The organism is Actinomycetospora chlora (assembly GCF_039542135.1).
GTDB classification, from domain to species: Bacteria; Actinomycetota; Actinomycetes; order Mycobacteriales; family Pseudonocardiaceae; genus Actinomycetospora; species Actinomycetospora chlora.
This window is the reverse complement of the sequence record NZ_BAABHO010000011.1, coordinates 56543-71741: the sequence shown is the minus strand read 5'-3', so window position 1 is coordinate 71741 and position 15199 is coordinate 56543. Positions and strand designations below refer to the sequence as shown.

Genomic DNA, 15199 nt, shown 5'->3' with positions numbered 1-15199 from the left:
GCGTGATCTCCCGGGAGTGTCACCAGCGCTGTCGTGTCGAGCAGGGGATCGTTACCTTTTCGTGATCTGCTCGGGGTTGTCCCCGGGTCGTTCTCGGCCCGGCGTTGTCGGGGGTCGGGGCTAGCGTCCTGTTCGTGAGCATCGACCAGGACGTACGGCCCTTGGTGGCTGCCCTCCTGGACGCGCTGGGCCCTGGACCGGAGTTGGATTCGTTGTTGGAGGAGCTGTCGGCGGCGGCTCTGTCGGGCGAGGACCTGGCGGCGTATCTGCGGGCGTGTGCACGTCAGCAGGCGCGGTCAGAGTCCCGGACGTTGACGGCGATGCACCATCTGGGCCGGGCCCGCGCCGGCTCCACCGAGCGGTATCAGGGTCGTGACGAGTTCTCTGGCGACGAGGTCGCCGCGGTGCTGTGCTGGTCACGGTCGATGGCCACCCGCAAGCTCGGCCTCGCTGACGACCTCGAGGTGCGGCTCCCGGCGGTCGGGCAGGCGGTGTGGGAGGGCCGGCTCGACCTCGCCCGGGCGTCCCGGCTGTGCGAGTGGACCCGCGACCTGCCCGACGACCTCGCCCGCCACGTCTGTGACGTGCTGCTGCCCGATGCCGAGTCGATGACGGTCGGGGAGCTGATCGACCGGATCGAGCAGCTCGTCATCGAGCTCGACCCGGACTGGGCCGCGCGGCGTGAGGCGCGGGCGCGGCGCAACGGGCGGTTGATCCTGCAGGCGAATCCGTCGGGGACGGCGACCCTGTCGTTGGTGGATGTGGCCGCCATGTCGGGGCTGGCGATGCGCGACCGGGTCGACGCGCTGGCCGCCGCGGTGCGCGGGCTCGGGGTGCTGACCCCGATCGGGACGCTGCGCAAGGAGGTCGCCGGGCGGCTGCTCGACGGCTCCCTGGCCGGCCTCGACGGCCGCGCGGTCGCGGTGCTGCTCGCGGCGGAGTACCACGCCCCCGGCGACGACCCCGGCGGCAACGACGATCCCGGCCCCGACGACCCTGGCCCCGACGGACCGTGCAGCGGCCCCAGCGACGGCGGCCCCAGCGACGGCGGTCCCAGTGGCGGCGGACCTGGCGGTGGACCTGGCGGCGAGGCGAAGTGCGAGCCTCGCCAGGGACCCAGTGGCTCCGACGACTGCCGTGGCACGACCGGCGGCTCCGCTGGCGACGAGCCTCGGGGCCCTGGTCGCGGTGATCCCGGCAGTGGTGATCCCGCCGGCGGCGCGGCGGCTGGCGCGGGCACCGGCCCCGGGCAGGGCCTCCTGGACCTGCCCGACCTTCCCGACCCAGCCGGCGAGGCTGGGGACCCGGAGCCGTTCCCGCGGCTGTTCGACGGGCCCGAGCCGGGTCCGGGGCGGGTGCGCGCCGGGGTCGGCGAGGTGCGGCTGCGGCTGAGCACGGCGCTGGGGCTCGATGATCTTCCCGGCCAGGTGCCCGGCTACGGCATGGTCCTGGCCCGGCAGGCCCGCCAGCTCCTCGGGCGTCATCGCCGTGGTGAGTGGCGGGTGGTGTGCACCGATGACCAGGGGCGGTTGCGGCACGTGCTGCTCGCCCGGCGACGACCAGGCCAGCCCCGGCCGGGTGGGTCGGGGCAGCGGTGCCGGGCGATCGTCGAGCTCCAGGTCCTGACGACACTGCTCGCTGCCCTCGACCCGGCCGACCACGGCGGATGGGCGTCCCTGCTGGCCGAGCTGCAACAGAGGCTCGCCGAGCTCCCCCGCGAGGGCGGCCCGCCGGCGGCGACCGCGGGCGACTTCTCTCGAAGGCGGCCGCGGGTGGAGATCGACCGGTGGACCCGGGTCCGTGACCGTTGCTGCGTCGCGCCCGCCTGCCGGCGCCGCGCCCAGTCCTCGGACCTGGATCACACCGTGGACCACGCCCTCGGCGGACCCAGCCTGGACTGGAACCTCGGGGTCCTCGACCGCCACCACCACCGCGCCAAACACCACGGCGGCTGGACCCTGCACCAACCCGCACCGGGTCACTTCCGGTGGCGCACCCGCGCCGGCATCCGGCATACGACGAGACCGAGGAAGATCCTCCAGGAACCCGTCGCGCCCCGACCCGCCGCCTGTCCCCGGCCCCTGCCCGACGACGGGCCCGCGTGGACCGACGACGACCACCCCGACTGGCGCACCCGCTACACACGCGCCACCGGACTGGCCGACCCACGGCGCACCGAGACCAGGCCCGCCGCCCACCCCGACGACGACCCACCACCGTTCTGACCCCGACAGCACTCCCGACACGCTCGGGAGATCACCATGGAGAGGTGCTCAGCCGGCCTCGGGGACACGGGCGGCGTCGCGGGCCGCGCGCAGGCGCTCGACCACCGGCCGGCGGGAGTGGCCGGGGGCCGGGGCGCCGAGGTGCGTCACGCGCAGCTCCGCCATGAAGTCCTCCCACATCGCCGGCCCGCCCTCCTCCAGCAGCCGGGCACGCACGGCGAGCTCCTCGGTGGTCTCGCGGTGGCGCAGGCCCCAGGAGCCGAGGGCGACGAAAACGGGGATCAGCTGGATCGACGACTCGGTGAGGCTGTAGGTCGCACGCCGGCCCCGGCCCGGGTCGTCCCGGGTGAGCATCCCGTCGTCGACGAGCCGGTGCAGGCGGTCGGCGAGGATGTTCGAGGCGATGCCCTCCTCGGAGCCGGCGAGCAGCTCCCGGAAGTGGCGACGGCCGCCGAAGACGATGTCGCGCAGCACGAGCAGCGTCCATCGGTCGCCCAGGGCCTCGACCGCCCGGTTGATCGGGCAGCCCGACCGTCCGTCGTGCGCCATGCCGGCCTCCTCCTCGCCAGGTGGTTGCACTTTACCAGTGCATGCTGGTAGCAAAACACAACCACTCGATACACCAGGAGGACGCCATGGCCCGGCTGCGCGTGCACGCGTTCACGATCACGCTCGACGGTGTCGGCACCGGCACCGACCAGCGGGCCGACGCCCCGTTCGGCGACGGCGTCGACGGCCTGCACGACTGGATGGAGCCGTCCTTCCGCGGCGAGGGGACAGGGGTCGACCACGCAGCCTTCCTCGCCGGGGACGAGAACGTCGGCGCGACGATCATGGGGCGCAACATGTTCGGGCCGGTCCGCGGCGCGTGGCCGGACGAGCAGTGGCGCGGCTGGTGGGGCGAGGACCCGCCCTACCACCACGACGTCTTCGTGCTCACCCACTACCCGCGGCCGTCGCTGCCGATGGACGGCGGCACGACGTTCCACTTCCTGGCGGCGGCGCCGAGCGAGGTCCTGGACCGGGCCACCGAGGCGGCGGGCGGCAAGGACGTCCGGCTCGGCGGCGGCGTGGCGACCGTGCGCGCGTTCCTCGCCGAGGGCCTCGTCGACGAGCTGAACCTTGTGATCGCGCCGATCCTCGCCGGCGCGGGGGAGCGGCTCTTCGACGGCCTGCCCGACGTGCCCGCCGGCTACCGCGTGGCGAGCGTGGTCCCGGGCGGGTCCGGCGCGGTCCACGTGCAGGTGGTGCGCCGGTAGGCGGTCCGTACCCTGGTCACCGTGGGACGGACCGGACGCGTGGAGCGCGTGACCAAGGAGTCGAGCGTGCTCGTCGAGGTCGACCTCGACGGCACGGGCCGCACCGAGGTCGCGACGGGCGTGCCGTTCTTCGACCACATGCTCGACGCGCTCGGCAAGCACGGCGCGCTGGACCTGGTCGTCCGGGCCAGCGGCGACGTCGAGATCGACGCGCACCACACCGTCGAGGACGTCGCGATCGTGCTGGGCCAGGCGCTCAAGCAGGCCCTCGGCGACAAGTCGGGGATCCGCCGCTTCGGCGACGCCTGGATCCCGATGGACGAGGCGCTCGCCCAGGCCGTCGTCGACGTCTCCGGACGGCCGTACTGCGTGCACACCGGCGAGCCGGAGTCGATGGCCGGGTTCGTCGTCGGCGGCCACTACCCGACGGTGCTCAACCGGCACGTCTTCGAGTCGATCGCCTTCCACGCCGGCATCGCGCTCCACGTGCGCGTCACCGGCGGCCGCGACCCCCACCACATCACCGAGGCCGAGTACAAGGCGATCGCCCGGGCCCTGCGCGCGGCCGTCGAGCCCGACGCGCGGCTCGAAGGGCCGGCCTCCACCAAGGGCGTCCTGGAGTCGTGAGCTCGTCGGATGTCCTGATCGTCGGGCTCCTCGCCCTGGCCGGCTTCCTCGTCGGCGGCGTCGTCAGCTTCTGGCCGCGCAACCGCGTGGCCGCGGGCATCTGCGCCGTGCTGGCCGCGCTCGCGGTCGCGGGCGCGGTGCTGCGCCTGGTCTCCGCGTAGGTGTCCGCGTGGGTGTCCACGTAGCTCGGGTCACCCCCGCGATTGGAACCGCGCCGACGGGGAACCTCGGTCGGGCACGACCGGACCCGGGAGGCTTCGTGGACGCCCGCACCGACGCGGCGGCGCGACTCGCGCTCCTCGCCGACGCCACCGACACGGCCACCGTCCGCGCCATCTACGACGAGTGGGCACCGACCTACGACGACGAGGACGTCGCCGCCCTCCTGGGGCAGCCGTCGCCGCAGCGGGTGGCCGAGCGCCTCGCCGCCCTCGCCGGCCCCGCCACCGACGTGCTCGACGCCGCGTGCGGCACCGGACTGGTGGGCACGGCGCTCTCCGCCCGCGGGTTCCGGTCGGTCGACGGGCTGGACCTGTCGCCGGCCATGGTGCGCCGGGCCCGCCGCCTGCGCGTCTACCACGACCTCGGGCCCGCGGACCTGCGCGACGGGGTGCCCGGGGCGTCGGAGAAGTTCGGCGCCGTGACGTGCGCGGGCGGGCTGGCCCCGGGCCATCTCGGTCCGGCGGCGCTGACCGGCTTCCTGCGCGTGCTGCGGCCGGGGGGTGTCGTGGTCGCGGGGATCGCCGAGGACACCTGGCGGATGGGTTACGCCCGGGCGATCGACCGTCTCGTCGCCGACGGGCGGGCCCACGTCGTCGCGGGCGCCGACGGCCCCGACGACGCCGGGCCCGGGCGGGTGCTCGTGCTCGAGGCGCGCGAGGTCCCGCGGCCCGGTCGCTCGGTCGCCTGGACGTCGTAGCCTGGACGCCGTGAGCGCCCCGTCCAGCACCGTCGAGACCACCGGATCGCCGCGGCGCACCCCGCGCGTCGTCGTCCTCGACTACGGGTCGGGCAACCTGCGCTCGGCCGAGCGGGCGCTCGAGCACGTGGGCGCCGACGTCGAGGTCACCGCCGACGCCCGGGCCGCGCTGGCGGCCGACGGGCTCGTCGTCCCCGGGGTGGGGGCCTTCGCGGCGTGCGCGGCGGGGCTGCGGTCGGTCGGCGGCGAGCGGATCGTCGAGCAGCGCCTGGCCGGCGGGCGCCCGGTGCTCGGCATCTGCGTGGGCATGCAGGTGCTCTTCGAGCGCGGCGTCGAGTTCGGCGAGGAGGCCGAGGGCGCGGGGCAGTGGCCCGGCACCGTCGAGAAGCTGCGGGCCGACGTGCTGCCCCACATGGGCTGGAACACCGTCGACGCGCCCGCCGACAGCGTGCTGTTCGCCGGCATGGACGCGGGCACGCGCTTCTACTTCGTGCACTCGTTCGCCGTGCGGCGCTGGGAGCAGCAGGCGCCGGAGCACTTCCGGCCCGCCCGGGTCACCTGGGCCCGCCACGGCGAGGACTTCGTCGCCGCCGTCGAGAACGGCCCGCTGTCGGCCACCCAGTTCCACCCCGAGAAGTCGGGCGAGGCGGGCGCCGCCCTGCTGCGGAACTGGCTGGACGCCCTGCGGTAGAAATTCGTGCCCCGGCCGGTGTCGAAGAACGCGTGACCCGTTCGACGCCCGGGTGAGCGGTGGGGGAGGGCCCCGCCGACGGCCCGAGGAGAGCCCCGATGCGGTACATGCTGATCATGCAGGCCCCGGAGTCGATGGCGGTCGAGCAGGCCGGCGGGGTGCCGCCGGCCGAGGTCTTCGAGGCCATGGGCCGCTACAACCACGACCTGGTCGAGGCCGGCGTGCTGCTGGCCGCCGAGGGACTGACCCCGAGCGCCGAGGGCTTCGTCGTCACGCACGACGGCGAGTCGGCGACCGTCACCGATGGCCCGTTCACCGAGGCCAAGGAGCTGGTGGCGGGGTTCTGGATCCTCGAGGTCGCCTCGCGCGAGGAGGCCGTGCAGTGGGCACGGCGCTGCCCCATCGGCCCGGGCGTGCGCCTCGAGGTGCGCCGGGTCGGTGAGCTCGCGGAGTTCGAGGGCGTGGCGCCCACCGAGGTCCTCGACGCCGAGGCCACCCTGCGCCGGCGGATCGCCGAGCGCGAGGCCGAGCGCCACCAGTCCTGACCCGTCCCCGCACCCACCCCGACCCGACCCGTACTCCGGAGGATCCGATGCGTTTCATGCTGCTGCTCAAGTACGACGAGGCCGCCCAGGCGGCCACCCCGCCCGACCCCGCGATGTTCGAGGAGATGGGCCGGTTCAACACCGCGATGGTCGACGCCGGCGTGCTGCTCGCCGGCGAGGGCCTGATGCCGAGCGCCCAGGGCTCGGTCGTCGCCTTCGACGGCGAGGAGCCGACCGTCAGCGACGGCCCGTTCACCGAGGCCAAGGAGCTCGTCGGCGGCTTCTGGATCCTCAAGGTCGACTCGCTGCAGGAGGCGGTCTCGTGGGCCCGCCGCGCGCCCTTCCGCCACGGTGAGCGCCTGGAGGTGCGCCGGGTCAGCGAGCCCGAGGACTTCGAGGACATCGCCCCGCCCGAGGTGATGGAGCAGGAGGAGCAGCTCCGGGCCCGGGCGGCGGAGCAGCACGGGCAGTGAGGCACCGGCGGTGACCGACCCCTACGCCGTCCTCGAGGCGGTCTGGCGGATGGAGTCCGCGCGGATCGTGGCCGGCGTCGCGCGGGTGGTGCGCGACGTCGGCCGGGCCGAGGAGCTCGCCCACGACGCGCTCGTCGCGGCGATGGAGCAGTGGCCGCGCGAGGGCGTTCCGGACAACCCGGCGGCCTGGCTGGCGGCCACCGCGCGGCGCCGGGCGATCGACACGATCCGGCGCGAGCAGACGCTCGTGCGCAAGACGGAGATGCTCGACGAGCCGGGTACGGCGCCGGCCGCCGACGAGACCGTCGGGGACGGGGCCGCGGCGGTCGGCGACGACGTCCTCGCCCTGCTGTTCGCCACGTGCCACCCGGCGGTGGCCCGCGAGTCGCGGGTGGCGCTGACCCTGCGGCTGTTCGGCGGCCTGACCACCGAGGAGATCGCGTACGCGTTCCTCGTGCCGTCGCCGACGATCGGGCAGCGCATCTCGCGGGCCAAGAAGCGCCTGGCCGGGGTGGGGCCGGAGGCGCTCGCCGTGCCGGTCGGCGAGGAGCTGACCGCCCGGCTCGGCGCGGTGCTCGAGGTCGTCTACCTGGTCTTCAACGAGGGCTACGCGGCCACCACCGGCGTCGACTGGACGCGCCCCACGCTGTGCGTCGAGGCGATGCGGCTGGGCCGCGTGCTGGCTGCGCTCTGCCCCGACGAGCCCGAGGTCCACGGCCTGGTCGCGCTGCTCGAGCTGCAGGGCTCGCGGCTGCGCGCGCGGGTCGGGCCGTCGGGGGAGCCGGTGCTGCTCGGCGACCAGGATCGCGCGACGTGGGACCGCGTGCTGCTGCAGCGGGGCCTGACGTCGCTCGCGCGGGCGGAGTCGGCGCAGCACCGCGGGCGGTACACGCTGCAGGCCGCGATCGCCGCGTGCCACGCACGGGCCCGCTCCACCGACGACACCGACTGGGCCGCGATCGCCGCGCTCTACGGTGAGCTCGCGGCACTGACGCCGTCGCCGGTGGTCGAGCTCAACCGGGCCGTGGCGGTGGCGCGCGCCGAGGGCCCCGAGGCCGGGCTGGCGGTGCTCGAGCCGCTGCGGACCGACCCCGTGCTCGCGGGCTACCACCTGCTGCCCGCCGTGCGGGCCGACATGCTCACGACGCTGGGCCGGGCCGACGAGGCCGTCGCCGAGCTCGACCGGGCGCTGGAGCTGGTCCGGACGGTGGCCGAGCGGGAGCTGCTGGAGCGGCGGCGGGCGGTGCTCCTCGGCGCCTGAGCGTCCCTGGCTACGATCGCGCGCCGTGACCATCGACCTGCTCCCCGCCGTGGACGTCGTGGAGGGCCAGGCGGTCCGGCTCGTCCAGGGCGTGGCCGGCACCGAGACCGGCTACGGCGACCCCCTCGACGCGGCCCGCGCCTGGGCGGCCGACGGGGCGCAGTGGCTCCACCTCGTCGACCTCGACGCCGCGTTCGGCCGCGGCTCCAACGCCGAGCTGCTCGCACGGGTCGTGGCCGAGACCGACATCCGCGTCGAGCTCTCCGGCGGCATCCGCGACGACGCCTCCCTGCGCCGGGCGCTGGACACCGGCTGCGCGCGGGTGAACATCGGCACCGCGGCGCTCGAGGACCCGCAGTGGTGCGCGAAGGCCATCGCGGAGTTCGGCGACCGGGTGGCGGTCGGGCTCGACGTGAAGATCACCGAGGGCCGGCACCGGCTGGCGGCGCGCGGCTGGGTGTCCGACGGCGGCGACCTGTGGAGCGTGCTGGCCCGCCTGGACGCGGAGGGTTGCGCGCGCTACGTCGTCACCGACGTCGGCCGCGACGGGACGCTGACCGGCCCGAACACCGAGCTGCTCGAGGCCGTGTGCGCGCGCACCGACCGGCCCGTCGTCGCCTCGGGCGGCGTGTCGTCGCTGGACGACCTGCGGGCCCTCGACGCGCTGGCCCCCGTCGGGGTCGAGGGCGCGATCGTCGGCAAGGCGCTCTACGCCGGCAACTTCACCCTCGCCGACGCGCTGGCGATCACGCGCGACACGCGCGGTTAGGCTGGTCGGTATGGGTGTCGCCGTCCGTGTGATCCCCTGTCTGGACGTCGACGCCGGCAGGGTGGTCAAGGGCGTCAACTTCGTCGACCTGCGCGACGCGGGCGACCCCGTCGAGATGGCCCGGCTCTACGACGCCGAGGGCGCCGACGAGCTCACGTTCCTCGACGTCAGCGCCTCGTCGGGCGAGCGCGAGACCACCTACGACGTCGTGCGGCGCACCGCCGAGCAGGTGTTCATCCCGCTGACGGTGGGCGGCGGCGTGCGCACCAACGACGACATCGACCGGCTGCTGCGCGCCGGCGCGGACAAGGTCGGCATCAACACCGCCGCGATCGCCCGGCCCGAGTTCCTCGGCGAGGCCAGCCGCCGGTACGGCTCGCAGTGCATCGTCCTGTCGGTCGACGCGCGCCGGGTGCCCGCCGACGGGCAGCCGACGCCGTCGGGCTTCGAGGTCACCACTCACGGCGGGCGGCGCGGCACCGGCATCGACGCGCTCGAGTGGGCCCAGCGGGGCCAGGAGCTCGGGGTCGGGGAGATCCTGCTGAACTCGATGGACGCCGACGGCACGAAGGCCGGCTTCGACATCGACATGATCACCAGGGTGCGGGCGCTCGTCGACGTGCCGGTGATCGCCAGCGGCGGCGCGGGCGCGGTCGAGCACTTCCCCCCGGCCGTGGCGGCGGGGGCGGACGCCGTCCTCGCGGCGAGCGTGTTCCACTTCGGGATCATGCGGATCGGCGAGGTCAAGGACGCGCTACGGGCCGACGGGGTGGAGGTGCGATGAGCCGGGACGCGGAGCGCAGCGGAGCCGGACCCTCCACTTGGACCCTCGACCCGACGATCGCGGCGCGCCTCAAGCGCGGCCCCGACGGCCTGGTGTGCGCGGTGGTGCAGCAGTACGACACGCACGAGGTCCTCATGGTCGCGTGGATGAGCGACGAGGCCCTGGCCCGCACGATCGCCACCCGCGAGGGCACCTACTGGTCGCGCTCCCGCGACGAGCTGTGGGTCAAGGGCGCGACGTCGGGCCACGTCCAGAAGGTGGTCGAGGTGCGGCTGGACTGCGACGGCGACACCGTGCTGGTGCTCGTCGACCAGTCCGGCGCGGCGTGCCACACCGGCGATCACACCTGCTTCGACGCGGACGTGCTGCTGCCCCCGGACGCCTGATCGGCCTGGGCGTCGCGCTCCGCCGCGACGGCGCGGAACCCGTCGACGGCGGCGTGTACGGCCGCGGTCCCGCGGTCGGTGCGCCACACGGCGTCGATGCTGCGGCGCAGGTGCGGGTCGGTGGTGACGGCGACGACGCCCGCGGGCAGCGGCGGGCGGGCGAGGCGGGGGACGAGCGCCGCGACGCCGATGCCCGCGACGAGCTCGATGTGCATCCCGAACCCGCGCACCTGGCACGGCACCCGCGGTGCGAGGCCCAGCGCGCGCAGCGTCTGCAGCAGCCAGAGCCCGGCGCGGGTGGCGCTGCCGTCGGCGACCCAGTCGAGGTCGTCGACCTCGGCCAGGGACACCGGCCCCTCGCCGGCGAGGCGGTGCCCGGCGGGCAGCAGCAGGTCGATGACGTCGTCGCAGAGCCGGGCGCGGGACGTGCCGGCGGGGATGGGGGCGGGCGCACCGTCCCAGTTCTCGACGATCGCGAGGTCGAGGTCGCCCGCCAGCACCGCGGGCAGGGTCTCCTCGGCCTCGCCGTCGGCGAGGGCCACGCGCAGGTCGGGGTGGTCGGCGCGCAGCCGGGCGAGCGCGGCGGGCGCCAGCGCGTGCACGGACGTCGGGATGGCGCCGATGCGCAGCTCGCCGACCACCTCGTCGCGCAGCCGGTCGAGGTCGAGGCGGGCGGCGGCCACGCGGGCGAGGATCTCCGTGGCGTGCTCGGCGAGCATCCGGCCCGCGGCGGTGAGGCGCAGCCCGCGGCCCGCCGGCTCGGTGAGCGGGGCACCGGCCTCGCGCTCGAGCTTCGCGAGCTGCTGCGACACCGCCGAGGGGGTGAGGTGCAGCGCGGCCGCCGCCCCGGCGATCGAGCCCTGCCGGGCGAGGGCGTCGAGCGCGCGGAGCCGGTCGAGGGCGAACACTTCAGGAATCGTAACGGGTCGACCGCAGGAAACATCGCTGGTCCTTGACTGTTTCCGACCCTCACCATCGGGGGCGTGACGCGCTCCCTCGACCGCACGCCCACCGCCGCCGGGTCGACCGCCCCGCGTCTCGACCCCCGCCTCGTCGCCGTCGCGGGCAGCCTGTGCATCGCGTTCTCGCCGATCTTCATCGCCCTCGCCGACGTCAGCCCGGGCACCGCGACGTTCTTCCGGTGCGCGCTCGCGCTGCCGCTGCTCGTGCCGCTCGCGCTGCTCGAGCGGCGCCGCCGGCGGCGCACGGCGGGCTCCACGGGCAACCGGCCGCTGGTCCTGCTCGCGGGCGGCGCGCTGCTCGGCGTCGACATGACGCTGTGGGCCGAGTCGGTGCGCTCGGTGGGCGCCGGGGTGTCGACGGTCCTGGTCAACGTGCAGGTCGTGATCCTGCCGCTGCTCGCGTTCCTCGTGCTGGGCGAGCGGGTCCGCCGGACGTTCGTGCTGGCGGTGCCGGTGATGCTCGTCGGGGTCGCGCTCGCGGGCGGGCTGGTCGGCGGCGCGGACGTCGTGTCCGCGCCCGCGCCGGTGCGGGGGACGGTCACGGCGCTGACCGCGGCCGCCGCCTACGCGGGCTACCTGCTGCTGGTGCGCCTCGGCGCCGGCCCCGGGCAGCGGTTCACGCCGGTCGCGATCGCGACGGTGGGGGCGGCCGCCACGTCGTTCCTGCTCGGGTCGCTGTGGCAGGGCGTCGACCTCACCCCGGACGTGCGCGCGCTCGCGTGGCTGGTGACGCTCGCGGTCGTCGGGCAGGTCGTCGGGTGGGTGCTGATCGCGTCGGCGCTGCCGCGGCTGGCCTCGTCGACGGGCGCGTCGATCCTGCTGCTCCAGCCGGTCGGGGCGGTCCTGCTGGGCGCGCTGCTGCTCGGCGAGCGGCCCGGCCTGCTCCAGCTCCTCGGCTGTGCCGTCGTCCTCGGCGCCGTGGCCGTGGCCGCGCGGACCCGGGCCGCGCCGCCGCCGGTCGAAGCGGTCACCACCCGCCCGTGATCTCCCGACCCCGGTCGTCGGGGGCTGTCGGGGGCGGGGGCCAGAATGGGCTCGTGTCCGGATCCGACCACGCCACGGCGCCGCTCGGTGCGGTCGTGCCAGACCGCGCGGGGTTCCACGCGCTGGCCCCGCACCACCGCGTCATCCCGGTGACGCGCCGGCTGCTGGCCGACGGCGAGACGCCGGTGGGCCTCTACCGCAAGCTCGCGGGCCGCCGCCCCGGCACGTTCCTGCTCGAGTCGGCGGCCCACGGCGAGTCGTGGTCGCGGTGGAGCTTCGTCGGCGCGCGCAGCGCGGCGACGCTGACGGAGGTCGACGGGCGGGCGCACTGGACGGGCCAGGTGCCGGTCGGGCTGCCCGGCGGGCCGGACGACGAGCAGGGATGGGACGACCCCCTGGCCGTCCTGCGCGAGACGCTGCAGCGGCTGCGCACCGATCCGCTGCCCGGGCTGCCGCCGCTCACCGGCGGGCTCGTCGGCTACGTCGGGTACGACGCGGTGCGCCGCCTCGAGCGCGTCCCCGAGCACGCGACCGACGACCTGCACATTCCCGAGACGGTCATGCTGCTCGCCACCGACGTGGCGGCGCTCGACCACCACGAGGGCACGGTCACCCTCATCGCCAACGCCGTGAACTGGGACGACAGCCCGGAGCGGGCCGACGCGGCCTACGACGACGCGCTCGCCCGGCTCGACCGCATGGCCGCCGAGCTGGCCGCGCCGGCGCCGTCCACGGTCGCGACGGCGGGCGTGCCCGCCGGACCCGCTGCGGCCGGCACGGTCCGCCGGCGCCGCTCGCCCGAGGAGCACCACGCGGCGATCGAGGTGGCGAAGGAGCGCATCCGGGCCGGCGACGCCTTCCAGGTGGTGCTCTCCCAGCGGTTCGAGGCCGACACCACGGCCGACGCGATGGAGATCTACCGGATGCTGCGGATGACCAATCCCAGCCCGTACATGTACCTGCTGCGCCTCGCCGACGCGGCGGGCCGCCCGTTCGAGATCGTCGGCTCGAGCCCCGAGGCGCTCGTGACGGTGCGCGACGGCGTCGCGACCACCCATCCCATCGCGGGCACGCGCTGGCGGGGCGCCGACGCCGAGGAGGACACCCTCCTGGCCAAGGACCTCCTCGCCGACGAGAAGGAGCGCGCCGAGCACCTCATGCTCGTCGACCTGGGGCGCAACGACCTCGGGCGCGTCTGCGTCCCGGGCACGGTCAGCGTGCGGCGCTTCTTCGAGATCGAGCGCTACAGCCACGTCATGCACCTGGTCAGCACGGTGACGGGCCGGCTCGCGGAGGGCCGCACGGCGTTCGACGCGGTCACGGCCTGCTTCCCGGCGGGCACGCTCTCCGGGGCGCCCAAGCCGATGGCGCTGCGCATCATCGAAGAGCTCGAGCCGACCCGGCGCGGGCTCTACGGCGGCATCGTGGGCTACCTCGACTTCGCCGGCGACGCCGACACCGCGATCGCCATCCGCACCGGGCTGCTGCGCGACGGCGTCGCCCACGTCCAGTCCGGCGGCGGCATCGTCGCGGACTCCGACCCCGTGGCCGAGGACACCGAGTGCGTCAACAAGGCCCGGGCGGTGCTGGCCGCGGTCGCGGCGGCGGGCACGCTCGGGGCCCCGGCCCCGACGGCGGGGGAGGGCACCGCCCACGGCCTGCCGCGGGCCGACCCGCTCCCGGCGGTCCCGTGACCGCCCCGCGCCCGCCGGGGCGCCTGCTCGGGCTGCTCGTGCTGCTGCTGGTGGTCGCGGCGGCGGTGCTGTGGGGCTCGTCGCGGCTGACGTGGGTCAGCCAGGTCGTCGAGAGCGCCACCGGCCCGCGCACCAGCACCGCCGACGGGGCGGGGGCCGAGCCGATCCTCGTGCCGTGGGCGCTGCTCTGCCTGGCCGCCGTGGGCGGTCTCGTCGCCACCGCCGGGTGGGGACGCCGCGTGGTCGGCACGCTGGTGGCCGTCGCGGGCCTGTGGGCGGTGCTGCGGGCCGCCACCGGTCTCGTGGCGCCGACGCTGCAGGCCCTGTCGGTCGGTGTCCGCCCCGGCGACCGCCCGCTGCCCCCGGAGGCCGTGGCCTCGGGGCCGCTGCTCGCGGTGCTGGGCGGGCTGCTCATGCTGGCCGCCGGCCTGCTCACCGTGCGGTGGGCCGCGGTGCTGCCCCGCATGGGGGCGCGCTACGACGCGCCGGGGGAGCGGCGCCCGGCGCCCGCCGACCCGGACCGCGCGCTGTGGGAGGCCCTCGACGAGGGCTCGGACCCCACGGCCGGTCCGGAACCGGGCCCCGGTCCCCACCGCGATCCCGACCCCCGTGCGGACACGGACGGTGGTCGGGGCGACGATCGGGTGCGTGATCTCCACGGCGAGCCTCCGCCCGGGCGACGACCCGGCGGGCCGCTGGACTCCGGTGGGGGGCGCGCGAGGGAGAGCGGGTTAACATGGAACGAACTCGGACGGGGGAAAGGGGCAGACCCGGCGTGAGCGTCCTGGAGCAGATCCTCGAGGGGGTCCGGGCCGACCTCGCCGCCCGGGAAGCCGACGTCCCCTTCGACGTCATCAAGGACCGCGCCGCGGCCGCGCCGCCGGCGCGCGACGCCCTGGCCGCCCTGCAGGGGCCCGGCATCGGCGTGATCGCCGAGGTCAAGCGCGCGAGCCCGTCCAAGGGCCACATGGCCGACATCCCGGACCCGGCGTGGCTCGCCGGCCGCTACGTCGACGGCGGCGCACGCGTGATCAGCGTGCTCACCGAGCAGCGGTACTTCGGCGGCTCGCTGGCCGACTTCGACGCCGTGCGCGCGGCGGTCGACGTCCCGGTGCTGCGCAAGGACTTCGTGGTCGGCACCTACCAGGTGCACGAGGCACGCGCCCACGGCGCCGACCTCGTGCTGCTGATGTGCTCGGTGCTCGAGCAGAACGCCCTCGACGCGCTGGTCGACCGCGTGCACTCCCTCGGGATGACGGCGCTGGTCGAGGTGCACAACGAGGAGGAGGCCGACATGGCGCTGCGGGCCGGCGCCAAGCTCGTCGGCATCAACGCCCGCGACCTCCACACCCTCGAGGTCGACCGCGGCGTCTTCAGCCGCATCGCCCCGGGGCTGCCCGGCGAGGTCATCCGCGTCGCCGAGTCCGGCGTGCGCGGTCCGGGCGACCTCATGACGTACGCCGGCCACGGCGCCGACGCCGTCCTCGTGGGCGAGTCGATGGCCACGGCCGAGGACCCCCGGGCCGCGGTGCGCCAGCTGGTCACCGCCGGGTCGCACCCGGCGTGCCCCAAGCCCGCGCGCTGACGCGCGCCCCTCAGAACGCAGCGCAGGAGCACGTG

The 15199-nt window shown here is 75.7% G+C and carries 18 protein-coding genes; 16 read left to right on the top strand and 2 right to left on the bottom strand.

Annotated features, from left to right (window positions below):
• Positions 1–134: 134 nt before the first annotated feature.
• Positions 135–2225 carry an HNH endonuclease signature motif containing protein gene (locus tag ABD994_RS09210; protein ID WP_345413284.1) on the top strand — a complete coding sequence of 697 codons (2091 nt, stop codon included), beginning with the start codon at positions 135–137 and terminating at the stop codon, positions 2223–2225.
• Between the two features lie 48 nt (positions 2226–2273).
• On the opposite strand, the gene ABD994_RS09205 is transcribed toward ABD994_RS09210, so the two are convergent.
• On the bottom strand, positions 2274–2774 hold the full coding sequence (locus ABD994_RS09205) for a winged helix-turn-helix transcriptional regulator (protein WP_345413281.1): 501 nt from the start codon (positions 2772–2774) through the stop codon (positions 2274–2276).
• Positions 2775–2860: 86 nt separating this feature from the next.
• Between ABD994_RS09205 and ABD994_RS09200 the strand changes: the two genes are divergently transcribed.
• The 11 genes from ABD994_RS09200 (at position 2861) to hisI (ending at position 9939) form a co-directional block, all read left to right on the top strand.
• Positions 2861–3484, top strand: a complete 624-nt coding sequence (locus ABD994_RS09200) for a dihydrofolate reductase family protein (RefSeq protein ID WP_345413275.1) — start codon at positions 2861–2863, stop codon at positions 3482–3484.
• Between the two features lie 21 nt (positions 3485–3505).
• Positions 3506–4111, top strand: a complete 606-nt coding sequence (hisB, locus tag ABD994_RS09195) for an imidazoleglycerol-phosphate dehydratase HisB (RefSeq protein WP_345413273.1) — start codon at positions 3506–3508, stop codon at positions 4109–4111.
• Positions 4108–4272, top strand: a complete 165-nt coding sequence (locus tag ABD994_RS09190; protein WP_345413271.1) for a hypothetical protein — start codon at positions 4108–4110, stop codon at positions 4270–4272. Before hisB ends, ABD994_RS09190 begins: the two co-directional genes overlap by 4 nt.
• 98 nt (positions 4273–4370) lie before the next feature.
• Positions 4371–5030 carry a class I SAM-dependent DNA methyltransferase gene (locus ABD994_RS09185; RefSeq protein WP_345413268.1) on the top strand — a complete coding sequence of 220 codons (660 nt, stop codon included), beginning with the start codon at positions 4371–4373 and terminating at the stop codon, positions 5028–5030.
• A gap of 10 nt (positions 5031–5040) precedes the next feature.
• Positions 5041–5721, top strand: a complete 681-nt coding sequence (hisH, locus tag ABD994_RS09180) for an imidazole glycerol phosphate synthase subunit HisH (RefSeq protein ID WP_345413266.1) — start codon at positions 5041–5043, stop codon at positions 5719–5721.
• A 98-nt stretch (positions 5722–5819) separates the two neighbouring features.
• Positions 5820–6266: a YciI family protein gene (locus ABD994_RS09175; RefSeq protein ID WP_345413263.1), complete on the top strand. Its 447-nt coding sequence runs from the start codon at positions 5820–5822 to the stop codon at positions 6264–6266.
• A gap of 47 nt (positions 6267–6313) precedes the next feature.
• On the top strand, positions 6314–6739 hold the full coding sequence (locus tag ABD994_RS09170) for a YciI family protein (protein ID WP_345413261.1): 426 nt from the start codon (positions 6314–6316) through the stop codon (positions 6737–6739).
• Between the two features lie 49 nt (positions 6740–6788).
• Positions 6789–8000 carry an RNA polymerase sigma factor gene (locus tag ABD994_RS09165; protein WP_345413423.1) on the top strand — a complete coding sequence of 404 codons (1212 nt, stop codon included), beginning with the start codon at positions 6789–6791 and terminating at the stop codon, positions 7998–8000.
• 25 nt (positions 8001–8025) lie between these two features.
• A complete protein-coding gene (priA, locus tag ABD994_RS09160) occupies positions 8026–8769 on the top strand; it encodes a bifunctional 1-(5-phosphoribosyl)-5-((5-phosphoribosylamino)methylideneamino)imidazole-4-carboxamide isomerase/phosphoribosylanthranilate isomerase PriA (RefSeq protein WP_345413259.1) in 744 nt (247 codons plus the stop codon).
• Positions 8770–8779: 10 nt separating this feature from the next.
• A complete protein-coding gene (gene hisF / locus ABD994_RS09155; protein ID WP_345413256.1) occupies positions 8780–9553 on the top strand; it encodes an imidazole glycerol phosphate synthase subunit HisF in 774 nt (257 codons plus the stop codon).
• Entirely contained in the window at positions 9550–9939 is a 390-nt protein-coding gene (gene hisI, locus ABD994_RS09150; RefSeq protein WP_345413252.1) for a phosphoribosyl-AMP cyclohydrolase, read from the top strand. The genes hisF and hisI overlap by 4 nt, the downstream gene beginning before the upstream one ends.
• Here the strand turns inward: hisI and ABD994_RS09145 are convergent.
• Complete coding sequence (locus ABD994_RS09145) at positions 9894–10847, bottom strand: LysR family transcriptional regulator (protein WP_345413249.1); 954 nt, start codon at positions 10845–10847, stop codon at positions 9894–9896. The two genes, hisI and ABD994_RS09145, sit on opposite strands and share 46 nt — an antisense overlap.
• 75 nt (positions 10848–10922) lie before the next feature.
• Here ABD994_RS09145 and ABD994_RS09140 point away from each other — a divergent pair, with 75 nt between their 5' ends.
• From ABD994_RS09140 to trpC, 4 genes are read left to right on the top strand one after another with little or no spacing between them, the layout of a single operon-like run.
• Positions 10923–11885: a DMT family transporter gene (locus ABD994_RS09140; RefSeq protein WP_345413246.1), complete on the top strand. Its 963-nt coding sequence runs from the start codon at positions 10923–10925 to the stop codon at positions 11883–11885.
• A gap of 53 nt (positions 11886–11938) precedes the next feature.
• Positions 11939–13579 (top strand): anthranilate synthase component I, encoded by a 1641-nt coding sequence (locus ABD994_RS09135; protein WP_345413244.1) that lies wholly within the window; start codon positions 11939–11941, stop codon positions 13577–13579.
• Positions 13576–14358, top strand: coding sequence for a Trp biosynthesis-associated membrane protein (locus ABD994_RS09130; RefSeq protein WP_345413241.1), 783 nt, complete (start codon positions 13576–13578; stop codon positions 14356–14358). The genes ABD994_RS09135 and ABD994_RS09130 overlap by 4 nt, the downstream gene beginning before the upstream one ends.
• Positions 14355–15164, top strand: coding sequence for an indole-3-glycerol phosphate synthase TrpC (trpC, locus tag ABD994_RS09125; protein ID WP_345413238.1), 810 nt, complete (start codon positions 14355–14357; stop codon positions 15162–15164). The genes ABD994_RS09130 and trpC overlap by 4 nt, the downstream gene beginning before the upstream one ends.
• The last annotated feature ends 35 nt before the right edge of the window (positions 15165–15199 follow it).